Source organism: Corynebacterium sp. HMSC074C01, assembly GCF_001814605.1.
Classification (GTDB): Bacteria; Actinomycetota; Actinomycetes; order Mycobacteriales; family Mycobacteriaceae; genus Corynebacterium.
In genome coordinates this window covers 1-14,084 of record NZ_KV817238.1, presented here as the reverse complement: position 1 = coordinate 14,084, position 14,084 = coordinate 1, and the positions used below count along the sequence as shown (strand labels likewise).

Genomic DNA, 14,084 nt, shown 5'->3' with positions numbered 1-14,084 from the left:
TACCGCAGAGTATGCCTTTATGAGTAGTCCTCGTCGATCTGCTCGATGTCTGGCAGCAGTGGAGCAAGATCCGGAAGGCGCTCAAGAGAATCAATGCCGAGTAGCTCGAGGAAGAGCTCAGTAGTCTCATACTGGTGCGCATGTCCCACAGAGGGCTCAGGGCTTTCTATCTCCCGAATGAGTCCACGCAACAATAGTGTCCGGACGACTCCATCAACGTTTACGCCGCGAACACCTGCGACTTGAGCTCGGGTTACCGGCTGGCGGTATGCGATGACCGCCAAGGTTTCGAGGGCAGCGCGGGAGAGTTTGGTTTGGGTGCCATCGAGAACAAACTGCTCGACGGCATCTGCGTTCTCTTTACGCGTATAGAAGCGCCACCCCTCGGGTGTCTCACGCAGGTCGATTCCGGAACCACGCTCGGTCAGTTCCCGTTCCACAGCCCGCAAAGTATCGCTAACAACAGTGGGCTCCGCGTCCAACACGCGGGCCAGCTCTTCCACGCTCGCAGGCGAGTCGACGACGAGGAGTATCGATTCGAGGCGTGAGCGCAGCTGCGGGATGAAGGGCAAAGCGCGCTGCACGTTGGAGGGAGCCGCTTCGCTAGGTGCCGGGGATGACGTGTCGTCCATGTTTCGGTAGCGTACCTTAATCCCAGTTCGCCGCTGCGACCACGGCGGGATCTACGTCGAGCCCAGTCCACGATAGTTCGAGCGGCCCCAAGGATTCCGGCTGGGAAGCGTCCACAGCCTTGGCTTTATACAGCTCTAGCAACGCTAGGAAGCGGCCGACGACTTCCATAGAGACGGTACAGTCCCTCGTTAAGGCATCGAAGCTCATCCACTGCCCCGTGCCCAGCAGCTTGAGCGTAGTGAGGATCTTTCCAGCCTGCTCCGGCACAGAAACGGCAACTTGGTGGACGTGCCCAGTCGCGACCTCCTCCGGCGGCTTGGGACGGAAGACACCCGCGGCCAGCTCTGCGAAGCTCGCTGGGGTGTGTCCCAGCTTCACCGGCGGGAGGAGATCACTAAAGCGCTCCTCCATTGCCACCGCCCGCGGATAGCGCCGCTGGGCAGCACGCTGCCACTGCGCGAACTGGTCGGCTACTTGTTTATAGGCCTTGTACTGCAGCAAACGCGCGAAAAGCAGATCGCGGGTCTCCAGAAGCTCGAGGTCCTCCAAATCATCAACCTCGCCGCGCGGTAGCAAACGCGCTGCCTTCAGGTCCAGGAGTGTTGCGGCAATGAGGAGGAACTCCGTGGTCTCATCCAAGTCCGCAGTTTCTCCCAGCGCACGTGTATAAGCCACAAACTCGTCAGTGACTTCAGACAGCGCCACTTCCGTAACGTCCAGCTTCTTTGCTTGAATCAGCTGGAGCAGCAGATCGAACGGGCCCTCGAAGTTGCCCAGCGCGATGCGAAAGCCGGTGATCTCCGGTTGGGTCATAGTAGCTGGCTAGCCGTTAGCCCGCTCAATGACCTCTTTAGCCAGGTCGCGGTACTGCTTGGCCGCCTGGGAGCTCGGGGCCCACGTAGTAATAGGCTCGCCGGCGACAGATGTCTCGGGGAAACGCACGGTGCGGGTAATCACTGTGTCGAAAACCTTGTCACCGAAGTACTCCACCACACGGTCCATAACCTCGCGCGCGTGGCGGGTGCGGCGATCAAACATGGTGACCAAAATGCCCATGATCTCGAGGTCGAAATTGATTCGGTCGGCCACCTTTTCCACAGTGTCGGTCAACAAAGCGAGACCACGCAGGGAGAAGAACTCGCATTCCATAGGAATGATGACGCCCTGCGAACAAGCCAAGGCGTTGACGGTCAGCAGGCCCAGGGAAGGCTGGCAGTCAATGATGATGAAGTCATAGTCCTTGCGCACAGGACGCAGCGCGCGGGCCAGAGTGTGCTCGCGGCCTACCTCATTGACCATCTGGATTTCCGCGGCGGACAGGTCGATATTGGCCGGGACAAGGTCGAGCCCCGCCACACCGGTATGCACAATGGCTGAGTGCACCGAGACCTCACTGTCGAGCATGACGTCATAAATGGTGTCTTGAATCTGGTCGTGGGTCAGACCCAGACCGGCCGAAAGAGCACCCTGGGGATCCAAGTCAACGAGGAGGACTTTACGCCCGAGTTCTGCCAAACATGCGCCCATGTTAATAGTGGACGTGGTCTTTCCCACGCCACCCTTCTGGTTGCACATGGAGATGATTGTCGCGGGACCATGCTTTTCCAACGGCTCTGGTTCCGGAAGCTCCCGCAGTGGGCGGCCGGTCAACCCGACCTGTGTTTCCGAGGCCTCAAACAGTCCCTCGTCGCTCACAGTCACACCTGCTTCCTTGACCTGTACGGCCTTCTGCGGCCTTTCCGCTTCGACACTGCAGCCCCGACCGGCGCTACATTCTTACATCCTTGTGATTATAGGGTACCCCTTGGGCGCCCGTGTCGCGATTATAGCTAGCGCTAACCACAGAATAAAGACTGCAGCCTAGATTAAGAAAGCTCTTCCTTTGACGTCGAGCGGCGCCTCTTCACGACGAACCCGACGATGAGAGCGATGATCCCGATGCCCACAATGCCCGCTGCGAGCACGCCAGCTCCCACTCCCGAGCTCTCCTGTTCCGCGCTGTCAGACCCGTTAGCGCCATCAGAATCAAGCTGCTGTTCCGGCGGTACCTCACTAGCGTTCTCACGAGTCGGATCCGTAAGCGTCACTACCAGCTCCGCGGACTGAGTGTCCTTATTAAAGAACTGCATGATGAAAGGATTGTCGGGCTCCGTACCTTCTGGATAGGTCAAAGTCATCGTGCGCGAGCCTTTATCGATCTCGCGCTTCACGCCTTCCACAAACTCGCCCTCCGCATTGAGGTAGCGCAGCGTGACCCCGTCATCCTCAAGATGCTTGAAGCGGTTGTACAGATCTAGAGCCTGCTTGAACCCAAGCTTGGCAGTAATTGTCTGTCCGTCGATCGTGGATTCCAGGTTGACATAGGCCGTGTGGGAATCATCGACGCCCTCCCAGCCGCGGCCAGTGCGCAGAGCGCGCTCTTGTCCTTGGCCACCGCCATCTGTGGCAGGCACCGAGCCGCCGGTAGCAGGATCATTTCCGCCTTCTTTTTCATCTCCGCCTGTGCTGCCCTGAGGATCCCTGTTACCCCCAAGACTATCCGCGCCACCTGGGTTCTGCTGACCCCCTCCGAGGCTGTCCGGATCGCCGCTTTCAGCCGCATCATTGAGATCCTCGGCGGTTACCTCAGCATCTGCCACGAGCACGATAGTCATGGTTACGCCCTGGTAGGTCACCGGAACACTGATTTGTCCTCCAGCTGCCGGCGCGGTCACCGTTGCAGTACCACCAGAAGCGCTCACATTCCACCCATCGGAGGCCACGTTGACGTCGACAGGCACAGGCAAGGAGACGGTTGTCGTCTGACCAGCCGGCACCGGGATGGTGGCATCTTGCGCGTGCGCAACCGCCGCCCCAAACCCAGCTATTTCACCCTTCCCGCTCACTGGGCCGGCGACGATACCGGACAGCGGGGCTACGGTGAGCGCGAAGGCTAGAGCCATCCCGCGATAAGTTCGGGAGAAAGATGCGGTTGAAGCCATAAGAATCCTTTTCATTGCTAGACGTCGTGATGATTCTAGGTGCCCTAGGCACGCGGGTGCGCAGTGTGCCATACCTCGCGGAGCGAATCCGCGGTCACGTGCGTGTAGATCTGTGTTGTCGTCACCGAAGAATGCCCCAAGAGCTCCTGCACGGTACGCACATCCGCCCCGCCTTCTAGCAGGTGGGTAGCAAAAGAATGCCGCAAAGTGTGCGGGGAAATCTTCGTGCTCAGGTGCGCACGCTGCGCTGCGGTCTTGATCGCAGCCCAGGCGCTTTGCCGCGACAAAGCCCTTCCCCGAGTGTTGAGGAATAAGGCGTGGGAGACCCCCGTTGCCAAAACCGGTCGGGCACGCACCAGGTAGTTCTCCACCGCTTTCACCGCATGCGAGCCCAGCGGAACCAGGCGCTGCTTATCGCCTTTGCCGCTGAGCACGAGGATGTCACGTACCGACGTCGGTCCCTCACCCGTTACATCGTCCACGCTCAGCGAAATCACTTCGGAAATACGGGCTCCCGTTCCATACAGCATTTCCAAAAGGGCGCGATCCCGAATATCAACGGGTGTTGCGGATTCATCGGTGGGGATAGCGTTGAGGAGAGCCTCGACGTCGTGCACGCTGAGTGTTTCTGGCAATGCTTGCGCCCGCTTGGGCGGGGACACTTCCGCCGCCACATCCTCCTCAATCATCCCCTCCGCTAGCGCAAACTTGTGCAAGCCGCGCGCCACAATCAGTGCGCGGCTTGCAGAGGACTGTGCTAAAGATTCTCGGAGAAAAACGAGGTAGTTTTCCACGTGCGCGCGGGTCACCCGACGTAGGTCCGTGATGCCGGATTCCGCGAGCCAATCAACATAGCGATTGATATCTCGGCGGTAGTTGCTCACCGTGTTCTTTGAGGCACCTTTTTCCACCATGAGGTGCATCAACCATGCTTCTCCCGCAGCTGCGGCGGAGCTTGACGGCGTCACAGCTTCTTCAGATCCGGTCCAGGGCGCCGTTGCGCTAGGGATTGCGGGCGCAGCTCGAAGGGCGCATCAACCGAGCGCGCCGTGCGCCCCTCTTGCACACAGGCATAAGCTGCGAGAATTCCCGCCACCGCAATCGAGTTCACAATCTCCCCCGCGAGGATCCGCTCGACGGCCTCATCGAGGGGCACCCAGGCGAAACTCATGTCTGCTTCTTCATCGCCTTCGGCTGCGAGCTTCTCCACGGAGGACAGACCCCGCGCTAAGAAGACGCGCACGGCTTCCTCACAGAAGCCCGGGGAGGTCACCAAATCGGTCAGCACTGCCCAATCTTCGGCGACTAACCCGGCCTCCTCCTGGAGCTCGCGTTGCGCGCCGCTGAGCTCATCTTCACCCTTGACGTCGAGTAATCCGGCCGGTAGCTCCCACAGGCGCTTGGCGACGCTATGGCGGTACTGCTCCACCATGGCGACCCGGTTGCTCTCGTCCAAGGCCACAACGGCGACGGCGCCGAGGTGCTCTACAATCTCGCGTTGCGCTACTACCTCCCCTGGCATGACGACGTCATCGCGACGAACGGCGATGATGGGGGCGTCGACAAGCAGCTCGCTACCGACCGTGCGAAACTCGTGTGACATCTAGAGGTCCTTCGGCAGCGCCGGCGCTGCGCCTTCAGCATTCGCCGCAGAACCGTAGACGCCCTTACCGCCATCCAGCTGTTCTTTCACCGCCAGAACTGTGGCCATCTGGGACACTGGGTGATCGATAGAATCCACAGTGCTGATTCCTGTCTTGGCGGCACGAAGCTTATCCAGGACTCCATCATCACCGGCAGATTGCACGCGACCGGCATAGACCATAGCGGTGTCTACGGAACCAAAACCTTCGAGGAATTTGACGGTGGTATCGATAGCGTACTTCTTAGCAGCGCTGTTCTCATCATCACCCGGGACCAAGCCGCCGCCCACGACAACGACTGCTTGAGCGGGAAGGATAGTCCCGTCTTTGTAGTCGATATAGCCGGCATCGCGCAGGGCACGCAGCAAGGTGGCCCGGTCCTCAACGCTGGCAAGGGGCTGGGTGGTCTTAGCATCCATCAGCAGGCCCGCAGCGAGAGCTTGGCCAGAATGAGTACCGGCGTCGACCTTCTTCTTGTCGAGCTTCGCACCGGCCGGCAAGGTAGAGGTCACGAGAGACAGGAGCTTGTCTGCCGAATCTTGGGCGAGGAATTTGTCGGTCAGTTTGATGCTTCCGGCGTCGGTGGAATCCGCCGACCCCAGCAGATCCTTCACGGCCTTGACATCGGCGTCATCGGCATCGGGCATGCTCAGCACCATGACTGGGCGCTGGACTAGGGTTCCATCAACCACGAAACGGCCGAGTTCGGCCATGACGGAATCCGCAGAGTCCAGCTGGGCCTCTGCAATATTATTGTCCATCACCAGCTCGCTGTATTTTTCCCGCACCTCATCTGTGGATTCACCGCCGGGGCCAGGGGCGGAATCCATGTTGGGGGCGATCACCAGCGTGCCGAGCGCGATGCCTAGTGCTGCGCCGAAACCGAGCCCGGCAACGACGAAGGATTTAGGCGACATCATCACTTGAACCACCCCTGCACGCTCAATGCGAAGTTATTCCAGGTATCGATCAAGTTCTGGAGGAAGGATTCATCGCCGCCCAAGCCGACGATCAGAATAACCACAGCGAGCGCCACGAGAATGCCGAGCAGCGCCCACAGCCACCCCATAGCTCCGGAATTCGGCGCAGTATAGAGGTTAATAACAGCGTCCGCATCCACCAGGCGCGTTCCGGCCTTCATGTGGCACAGCAAGGCCGCTGGCGTAGCATTCGGTTCATTGGCGAAGATATCATCGAGATCGAGGGCTCCCCCGACCTGCACGATCATCTGGGCTTCGTGGTAGTCCGCTAACAGAAGGGCAAGGTCGGTGGCTGAGTCCGTAGCTGCCGGGAAAGTCATCGCGCCTATCCCCAGATCCTGAATGCGCTCGAGCCCTTCAGCGGTCCCGTCTGGCTCAGCGGGAAGAATAACCTGGGCGCCGCTGCGCAAGGTTTCCGAGCTCACCTCGGAGGGGTTTCCCACGATGAAGTGGGGCTGGTAACCCAGCTCTACCAACGTATCGGCTGCAGAATCCACGCCAATGATGATGGGTTCATACTCGCGGATGAAATTGCGCAGAAGTGTCAGCTTCTTACGGTGTTCCTCGGAGGGCGAGACCACGAGAACTTTGCGCCCAGCCATGTCGGAACCCGCATCGGGTACGCCCAGGCCGTCGATGAGCAGGGGCCCCTCGGAATGAATGAACTCGATGGAGTTGCCGAAGTATGCCTCCATGTGATCGATGAGTTCCTGTTGGGCAGAAGCGAAATTCTTCTCCGCCCGGTCACGAGTAACTACCGTTCCGGAGGATAGCTGGGTATCACCAGAATAAATCGCTCCATCCTCAGTGAGTCGTGCCTTCTTTCCATCCTTGAAGTTGCTCACGAAGTCTTGACCGACGCCCTCAACGAGGGTGACGTCGGCGTCAAGCAACATATGCGGGCCATAGTTCGGGATAGAACCAGTGGAAAACTCGGCGACATTGATAACGGCGGCCGGCTTCATGTCCACGAGGGTCTGGGCCTCTTGGCGGGAAATATTGGCAGCGTTGATGACGACGAAGTCACCAGCGCTAAACTTCTTCATGCCTTTGCCACCCGGGGTGCAATCACGCAGCGCGCCGTGTTCTCCAGGCAGATCGGTGTTACGGGAAAACAGACTCATGCCTGACAGTTTCCCCTGTTAAGGGCTCAATGTGTGGAAGGCGCGCGGAAAGTCTCAACTTCTGCTTGAGCTCTATCAAAAAGCTCCTGAGCGTGCGCGCGACCGGTCGCGGTGTCATCGAGACCAGCGAGCATACGCGCGAGTTCCTCGACGCGCTCCTCGGCGGTCAAATCCGCCACGCCTGACGTGAACTTCTCCTTGGACACATGCAGGTGCGAATCTGCATAGGCAGCTACCTGTGGCAGGTGGGTAACGCAGATGACCTGGTTGGTAGTCGAAAGACGTGCTAGGCGACGCCCAATCTCCACCGCCGCGCGCCCTCCGACACCGGCATCGACCTCATCGAAGACCAGCGTGGCGCCATCGCCGCTGGCCAGAACCACCTCCATAGCCAGCATGACACGGGAGAGCTCACCTCCCGAGGCTGCAGAAGCTAGCGGTTTGCCGTTGAGCTGGAACTCCACCTCATCCGCACCCGTTTTGGAATATTTGGTCTTCTTTACGGCGGCCGTCAAGGTGGAGTTTGGCATGGCCAAGCCGTGGATCTCTTCGGAAACCTGAGCACCCAGTTTCTTCGCTGCCTTGGTACGGGCAGCAGTGAGTGCTTCTGCCTTGTCCACCATCGTCCTTTCGGCCTCCATTACTTCCTTCCTCAAAGCTTCGAGGGCCTCGGTGGAGGTATCCAAGGTCGCAAGTTTCGCCTCAGCGGCGTCCCGCCAGGCCAGAACTCCATCGATGTCAGCGGCATACTTGCGCGTGAGGAGCTTGAGCTCTTGCTGGCGTTGCAGAGATTCCTCGAGGAGGTTGGGATCCGCGGGCAGATCGCTCAAATACGTGGTGAGCTCGGCAGCGATATCGGTCAGCTGTGTGGTGACTTCACTCAACCGCTCTCCTAGCCTGGTCAGCTCGGCATCGCTCGCCCCAGTTAATGCCGATTCAGCTGCACCGACAAGGTTGACGGCTGTGTCCTCATCACCAAACCCCTCGCCGCCATCCAGAGCACTCAGAGCGGTGGCGGCGCCCTCGCGCAGGGCATCGACGTCCTGCAAACGCTTGATCAGCACCACGAGCTCAGTGTCTTCGCCCGGCTCTGGATCGAGATCAGAAATCTCCCTGATGGCGAACTGCAACCGGTCTACTTCTTGGGCCATCTCACGCCGAGATTCCGTGCGGCGCTGGTAGTCCTTGGCCAATGCGCGCCACTGCCTAAAAGCCTCGGTATACGCGGTACGGATCTTCTCGATAGAAGGCTCGAAGCGATCGATAGCCGCCAACTGTTGATCAGCCGACAGCAAGCGCAGTTGATCATTTTGCCCATGCACAGTGATGAGGTGGGAAGCGAATTCCCCCAATGTCGCCGCCGGCACCGAACGCCCGCCTAAATAGGCGCGTGAGCGCCCTGCCGCAGACACCGTGCGGGAGGCAATATACTCACCGTTTTCATCCGGCTCTCCTCCTGCGTCCTCGACCAACGCCGCCACAGCCTGTGAATCGGAGGAAAAATGACCTTCCACGGCCGCCTTTGAGGCCCCGTCACGCACGCGTGATGCATCAGCGCGACCGCCAGCCAGTAGGCGCAATCCAGTCACAACCATAGTCTTACCGGCGCCAGTTTCACCGGTAAGCACGGTAAGCCCCTGCGAGAGCTCCGCGGTGGAGCTTTCGATAACGCCGAGGTCAGAAATACTGATATCAACGAGCACAGTGCGGTATCTTCCTTCCTGAATACGCGCTAGGGCAGTTAATGCCGGGGCCCGCGCCAACCTTCCACGGGCAGGCGGAGCTTGGACACGAGGCGGTCGGTGAAGGGCTGCTGGTCCAACCGAACCCAGCGCACGGGCCTTTCACCACGCACGATTTCGACGCGCGATCCCGGTGGCATAGAAATCTCACGGAAACCATCGAGAATTACCACGGCCGGAGTCGTAGCCGAGGCCGATTCCACCGCCACCTGCGAATCCGGAGATACTACGAGTGGTTTGGTAAACAGCGCATGCGCATTGTTCGGCACCACCAGGATGGCATCGAGAGAGGGCCACAAGACAGGACCACCCGCTGAAAAGGCATAGGCCGTAGAGCCAGTCGGAGTGGAGATAAGTACACCATCGCACCCAAAAGATGAAACTGGGCGCCCATCCACCTCGAGAATGGCATCGAGGACTCCTGAGCGGTTGAGGTTCTCAATCGAGGCCTCGTTGAGGGCCCAGCTACGCTCCCGCAGCTTTCCTTCGGCATCAAACACTGCAACGTCAATGGTCAGGCGGTCTTCGACGTCATAGGATTGCTCGATCACACGCACGATCGCCCTATCCAGGGACTCCGCTTCCCACTCTGCGAGGAAGCCCACGTGTCCCAAATTGATGCCCAAGACGGGAACATCCACCGCACGCGCCATATCCGCAGCGCGCAAGAATGTGCCATCGCCGCCGAGCACCAGCACCAGCTCACAGCCTTCGGCTGCCGCCGGAGTGTGCCGCACATGCTGCAAACCGGGAAGAACGGTATCCGCTGCGCAGACGCGTACCTTGATGCCTGCCTCTTGCAGCAATTCCGCCGCGCGGTGCGTGGCCGCAAGGTTATCCTCACGGCTGGCGTGCGGAACAAGAAGAATTTCGCGGCGGTTGGTAACCTCCGCGGCGCCAATACTGCTCACTGGGGTCCTTCCTTGATAGCCGTCTCGATCATTGCATCAAGCCTATCTTCCGGGGTGGACAATCCATCCTTGACCAACCAGAGGAAATACTCAACATTTCCGCTTGGTCCAGGTAGCGGGGATGCCGCCACGCCTTTCACGCTGAGCCCGAGCCCCTGAGCGAAGATAGCGACATCCTTTGTTACTTCCGCCCGTAGCTCAGGAGAGCGCACCACGCCACCGGACCCTATCCGGTCTTTGCCCACCTCAAACTGTGGCTTGACCATGGGCAATAGCCACGCACCCTCAGCCATGCACGATGCAATCGCTGGAAGCACAAGCTTCAGGGAGATAAACGATAGGTCACCAACCATGGCGTCGCAGGGACCATTCGTGTGCTCAAGTGTCAGGTGGCGAATGTTGGTGCGGTCGAGCACCGTAACTCGTTCGTCATTCTGCAAACGCCACAACAACTGCCCGTAGCCCACGTCGACAGAAAGCACCTCCGCGGCACCTCGACGCAGGCACACATCGGTAAAGCCGCCAGTCGATGCCCCCGCATCCAGCACCCGCTTTCCTCTAAGGTCGACATCGAAAGCCTCGAGAGCTCCAAGGAGCTTATGCGCGCCACGCGAAGCCCAATCATCCCCCTCGCTGGCCTCAACCTTGATAGATACTTCGGGCTCAACCACCGTCGCGGGCTTCATCGCTTTGAAGCCCCCGACGGTCACACGGCCGGCCTTGATCATCTCAACGGCTTGCTCCCGTGAGCGCGCAATCTTTCGGCGCACTAACTCCGCGTCGAGACGGCGGCGTTGCGGTGGCATGAAAAGCTCCTCTTCTCTTAGAATCCTCGACGGTCAGCGCTAATTGTCTTGGAGCGCATCCCGCAGCACAGTATGAGCGCGATCCAGCTGAGCAAGTTCTTGTTCAAGGCTTTCAGCTGGTTCATTGAGAATCTCCGCGAGCGACGCATCCAGCTTCTCCGGAGCCAAAACCGCGCGCGGATCATGAGGCTTTACCGCCATGTAGACACAACCCTCTCCGCGGCTTCACTCCGTGGCTGAATGTAGCGAGGCGGCTCATTACCGGCCCATGCAACTTCGAGGACGGTACGCAACGCCTCGATCGACGTCGATTTCTCGTTCCCACCTTGAAGAACGATGTCGTAGCCGTCAAACCGTGCCCGGAATCCTCCCTGGGAACCTGGTCGCGCCTGTGCAGCCGATAAGGAGAGCTCGTGGAATCCTGCGCCAATGAAGTCAGGGCGTTCCTCCGCAGTAGCTTCAATGAGAGCAAGCTCCCGGGACACACCTGTAAGAACATGGAAGGTATCCATTGCAGCGTTGTTGCCGCCAACAATGTCCGTGTCAAGGCGGTCCCCTACAGCTAGAGGTTTCGTCGAGCCCACGAGCTTAGCTGCTTGAGTAAACATAGCGGGTTCCGGCTTACCTGCCGAAATGGGTTCTACGCCGGTAGTAGAAACGATAGCTGCGACTAGCGAGCCGTTGCCCACAGCCATTCCGCGCTCCGTCGGAAGAGACGTATCCAGGTTGGAGGCAAAGAACTTTGCGCCGTGACTAATTGCCAACGCGCCTTCGGAGAGCTGCTCCCAGCCCACTGACTTATCCATACCTTGCAGGACCGCGGCGGGCTTATCGTCGGCACTGTGCACAACATCGAAGCCCGCCTCACGCGCCAGTGAACGAAATGAGTCCGCGCCGATGACGAGGACTTTCGCGCCTGCTGGAAGTTCCTCACGAGCGATCTTGACTACCGCTTGCGCAGAGGTAACAACGTGTTGCGCATCCGTCTCCAAGCCGATCTCGCCGAGCATACCGGCTACGGTTTGCGGGCTTCGGGATGCATTGTTCGTGACATAAACTGCAGGAATACCGCACGAATTGACCACGTCAACGACGCACTGGAGAGCCTGTCCTCCCTCCCATACTGTTCCGTCGAGATCGAGGAGCAATGAATCATGGGTTTTGAGAATACTCATTATTTGCACTCGGCCAGACGCTCTGCAGCGTCGGTCCAGTCTCCTTCGTCGATGTCAACCGCATGCTGGAACCACTCCCGGGCCTCTTCCTTGCGGCCAGCCTCCAACAACGCATTGGCGTAGGCGTAGGAAAGGCGGCATGCCGAGAATCCCGTGGAATCCTTAGAAGGCTTCGCGCGTTGGATGGTAACTACGGCGGAATCTGCCTGCCCCATGTCCAATCGCGCCCCTGCAGCAACAATAGCCAACTCGACCGCGTCCTCCGGCGCGAGTTCCTTAGCCTCCTCGCCGCGCCACAAATCAACAGCCTTTTCTGGGCGCCCGAGGCCTCGCTCGCAATCAGCCATGACGGCGAGCAGCCCAGGGCCACCGGAAATGCGACGCGCTGCTCGCAGCTCAGCAAGAGCTTCCTTCCACTCTCCCGCCCTGTATGCAGCGATTCCGTTCATCTCACGGACGACTGATACCCGGCCGGCACGGTCCTTGGCAGCACGTGCATGGCGTAGCGACAGTTGGGAGTCGTCCTCAAGCCACGTTGCCGCCATGATGAGGTGTTTAGCAACGGCTTCGGAGTTTTCCTTGGAGAGCGACGAAAGATCCTGAAGTACCGAAGGATCGAGATCCGTAATGTCGATATCAGATGGCAGATCTGGATCTGTCATACGACGATTGATGCGCTCCTCACGGTAGCCTGAACGCTGTGGATGCGAGACCTTGTTTTTGCCGCCATGCCCATTGCGGTCGTTGCGGCGAGGTTTAGCGCCTGCGCGGCCACCTCGGCGGTCGTCACGAAAATCACCGCGACGCTCTTCTCGACGCCCCGCTGCGCCGCCGTGCTTCTCAAACTTTCGGCCCCCAGAGCCGTAGTGCCCACGGTTGCCTTCTGCGGAACCTTCGCGGCCACGGCCGTGGTTACGGGAGTTGGATTCAGACATTAAAGCCATGCACTTTCTGCGGTAGACGTGTCCGTATGTACCGAACCAGTCTACAGGTCACGGCCCCAGAAACGGCAATACGAACCAACTGCTAGTGAAGTGCCCCACAACCTACGGTCCCAGTTCGGCGACTACACACTATTCGGAGGCCAGGCAACCTTACCCAAACGCCACTCACCACGCACGCACTCTAATCCCGCAGCCACCTGCGAAGAGCTAAGTCCATGCTCTACGCTTCCGTGCTCCAATGGCATACCACGGACGACTGCCCAAAAGGTCCAACCGTTGTTGCGCATGACGTCAAGACGAATCCTTTCGGCATCCCGGGCCAGGGCTACGCCCTGCATACTCATCCGGTGAGGGCTAATTCCTTCGACGCGCACTTCGATGCAATGGGAATCTCCATTTGGCGCGAGAACAAGACCCTTCGTCGCATACAGGTAGTGATTCTTTCCTGTTCGGGGGTGCCCTTCACTACAGAAGAAACTGCCCAAGAGCACAGGGTAGAAGTCAATCCAACCATTGTTCCAGGCGACGCTAATTCGACGGGCGAACACCCACTGGCGCGCCACGACGAAACAGTGATAACACAACAACGAGCCAACAAGGAACGCAAGCAACCAAGAGATTTCAAAGCCATTGAGCAGAAAAGCAAAGAGGAAGATGCAGGCCGAGGCCACAACCATAATGACTAAGAACAGTAAGCCGCCACGCCCATCACGTACCTGCGGTATAGGCCCCTTCGACAAAATGCATCGAGAAGCCTGGAAGAGGAAGGATTACCATTCTGTGTACTGAAGCGCACAGACTTCAGGTCCCTGAGGAAGGCAGCGTTGTAGGAATGAGAGAACGTAGCCGACGTTTGGGTAAACCGCATCGCGTACTCCCTACTTTCCTACCAAAGCACTGATATGAAGGATATCAATAAGCCGATGCGCTCAAGGCGCGGTGCAAGGAGCATTTTCTCGACTGCATGAGCCTTTGATCGAACGGATCACTCCTCCAACTGAATGGCTATATGCTCCGGAATCTTGAAGCTCGGCTAATGTGTTTGTGCATGTCCATAAGTGCAGACCTAGTCGCAAAGGCCACATACGCTAAACCCCACCAACGGGCCTGGCCCCCGGAAAGTAGACACGTCGGGGGTTAGCTAT

General features: G+C 59.0%; 15 protein-coding genes. 1 reads left to right on the top strand and 14 read right to left on the bottom strand.

What is annotated here, in order from left to right:
* Nucleotides 1–17: 17 nt before the first annotated feature.
* The 14 genes from scpB to HMPREF2978_RS00250 all read right to left on the bottom strand — a co-directional run bounded on the left by scpB (nt 18) and on the right by HMPREF2978_RS00250 (nt 12,930).
* Nucleotides 18–632: an SMC-Scp complex subunit ScpB gene (scpB, locus tag HMPREF2978_RS00310; protein ID WP_070743316.1), complete on the bottom strand. Its 615-nt coding sequence runs from the start codon at nt 630–632 to the stop codon at nt 18–20.
* A 16-nt stretch (nt 633–648) separates the two neighbouring features.
* Nucleotides 649–1,446, bottom strand: coding sequence for a segregation and condensation protein A (locus HMPREF2978_RS00305; protein ID WP_070524821.1), 798 nt, complete (start codon nt 1,444–1,446; stop codon nt 649–651).
* A gap of 9 nt (nt 1,447–1,455) precedes the next feature.
* Nucleotides 1,456–2,328: a ParA family protein gene (locus HMPREF2978_RS00300; RefSeq protein WP_046649257.1), complete on the bottom strand. Its 873-nt coding sequence runs from the start codon at nt 2,326–2,328 to the stop codon at nt 1,456–1,458.
* A 170-nt stretch (nt 2,329–2,498) separates the two neighbouring features.
* Nucleotides 2,499–3,614 carry a hypothetical protein gene (locus HMPREF2978_RS00295; protein WP_070524819.1) on the bottom strand — a complete coding sequence of 372 codons (1,116 nt, stop codon included), beginning with the start codon at nt 3,612–3,614 and terminating at the stop codon, nt 2,499–2,501.
* Between the two features lie 44 nt (nt 3,615–3,658).
* Entirely contained in the window at nt 3,659–4,582 is a 924-nt protein-coding gene (gene xerD / locus HMPREF2978_RS00290) for a site-specific tyrosine recombinase XerD (protein ID WP_083298935.1), read from the bottom strand.
* A complete protein-coding gene (locus tag HMPREF2978_RS00285; protein ID WP_070524815.1) occupies nt 4,579–5,217 on the bottom strand; it encodes an NUDIX domain-containing protein in 639 nt (212 codons plus the stop codon). Before HMPREF2978_RS00285 ends, xerD begins: the two co-directional genes overlap by 4 nt.
* Nucleotides 5,218–6,177, bottom strand: coding sequence for a copper transporter (locus HMPREF2978_RS00280; protein WP_070524813.1), 960 nt, complete (start codon nt 6,175–6,177; stop codon nt 5,218–5,220). It lies immediately after the preceding gene.
* Nucleotides 6,177–7,361, bottom strand: coding sequence for a putative cytokinetic ring protein SteA (gene steA, locus HMPREF2978_RS00275; RefSeq protein WP_070524811.1), 1,185 nt, complete (start codon nt 7,359–7,361; stop codon nt 6,177–6,179). The genes HMPREF2978_RS00280 and steA overlap by 1 nt, the downstream gene beginning before the upstream one ends.
* 26 nt (nt 7,362–7,387) lie before the next feature.
* A complete protein-coding gene (gene recN, locus HMPREF2978_RS00270) occupies nt 7,388–9,064 on the bottom strand; it encodes a DNA repair protein RecN (RefSeq protein WP_070743312.1) in 1,677 nt (558 codons plus the stop codon).
* 38 nt (nt 9,065–9,102) lie between these two features.
* Nucleotides 9,103–10,014 carry an NAD kinase gene (locus tag HMPREF2978_RS00265; protein WP_070743308.1) on the bottom strand — a complete coding sequence of 304 codons (912 nt, stop codon included), beginning with the start codon at nt 10,012–10,014 and terminating at the stop codon, nt 9,103–9,105.
* Nucleotides 10,011–10,820, bottom strand: coding sequence for a TlyA family RNA methyltransferase (locus HMPREF2978_RS00260; protein ID WP_070743304.1), 810 nt, complete (start codon nt 10,818–10,820; stop codon nt 10,011–10,013). The genes HMPREF2978_RS00265 and HMPREF2978_RS00260 overlap by 4 nt, the downstream gene beginning before the upstream one ends.
* 39 nt (nt 10,821–10,859) lie before the next feature.
* Nucleotides 10,860–11,021: a hypothetical protein gene (locus HMPREF2978_RS13115; RefSeq protein ID WP_168162393.1), complete on the bottom strand. Its 162-nt coding sequence runs from the start codon at nt 11,019–11,021 to the stop codon at nt 10,860–10,862.
* Nucleotides 11,012–11,995, bottom strand: coding sequence for an HAD-IIA family hydrolase (locus HMPREF2978_RS00255; protein ID WP_070743350.1), 984 nt, complete (start codon nt 11,993–11,995; stop codon nt 11,012–11,014). The genes HMPREF2978_RS13115 and HMPREF2978_RS00255 overlap by 10 nt, the downstream gene beginning before the upstream one ends.
* Complete coding sequence (locus tag HMPREF2978_RS00250; RefSeq protein ID WP_070524804.1) at nt 11,995–12,930, bottom strand: tetratricopeptide repeat protein; 936 nt, start codon at nt 12,928–12,930, stop codon at nt 11,995–11,997. The genes HMPREF2978_RS00255 and HMPREF2978_RS00250 overlap by 1 nt, the downstream gene beginning before the upstream one ends.
* Before the next feature lie 224 nt (nt 12,931–13,154).
* Between HMPREF2978_RS00250 and HMPREF2978_RS13110 the strand changes: the two genes are divergently transcribed.
* Nucleotides 13,155–13,625 (top strand): hypothetical protein, encoded by a 471-nt coding sequence (locus HMPREF2978_RS13110; protein WP_070743300.1) that lies wholly within the window; start codon nt 13,155–13,157, stop codon nt 13,623–13,625.
* Nucleotides 13,626–14,084: the final 459 nt, after the last annotated feature.

Excerpts from the sequence above, each read along its gene's own strand:
- HMPREF2978_RS00295 (WP_070524819.1), bottom strand. The coding sequence starts at position 3,614 with ATGGCTTCAACCGCATCTTTCTCCCGAACTTATCGCGGGATGGCTCTA.
- HMPREF2978_RS00285 (WP_070524815.1), bottom strand. The coding sequence starts at position 5,217 with ATGTCACACGAGTTTCGCACGGTCGGTAGCGAGCTGCTTGTCGACGCC.
- HMPREF2978_RS00305 (WP_070524821.1), bottom strand. The coding sequence starts at position 1,446 with ATGACCCAACCGGAGATCACCGGCTTTCGCATCGCGCTGGGCAACTTC.
- HMPREF2978_RS00260 (WP_070743304.1), bottom strand. The coding sequence starts at position 10,820 with ATGCCACCGCAACGCCGCCGTCTCGACGCGGAGTTAGTGCGCCGAAAG.
- steA (WP_070524811.1), bottom strand. The coding sequence starts at position 7,361 with ATGAGTCTGTTTTCCCGTAACACCGATCTGCCTGGAGAACACGGCGCG.
- HMPREF2978_RS13110 (WP_070743300.1), top strand. The coding sequence starts at position 13,155 with ATGCTCTACGCTTCCGTGCTCCAATGGCATACCACGGACGACTGCCCA.
- HMPREF2978_RS13115 (WP_168162393.1), bottom strand. The coding sequence starts at position 11,021 with ATGGCGGTAAAGCCTCATGATCCGCGCGCGGTTTTGGCTCCGGAGAAG.
- HMPREF2978_RS00255 (WP_070743350.1), bottom strand. The coding sequence starts at position 11,995 with ATGAGTATTCTCAAAACCCATGATTCATTGCTCCTCGATCTCGACGGA.
- HMPREF2978_RS00250 (WP_070524804.1), bottom strand. The coding sequence starts at position 12,930 with ATGTCTGAATCCAACTCCCGTAACCACGGCCGTGGCCGCGAAGGTTCC.
- scpB (WP_070743316.1), bottom strand. The coding sequence starts at position 632 with ATGGACGACACGTCATCCCCGGCACCTAGCGAAGCGGCTCCCTCCAAC.
- HMPREF2978_RS00280 (WP_070524813.1), bottom strand. The coding sequence starts at position 6,177 with ATGATGTCGCCTAAATCCTTCGTCGTTGCCGGGCTCGGTTTCGGCGCA.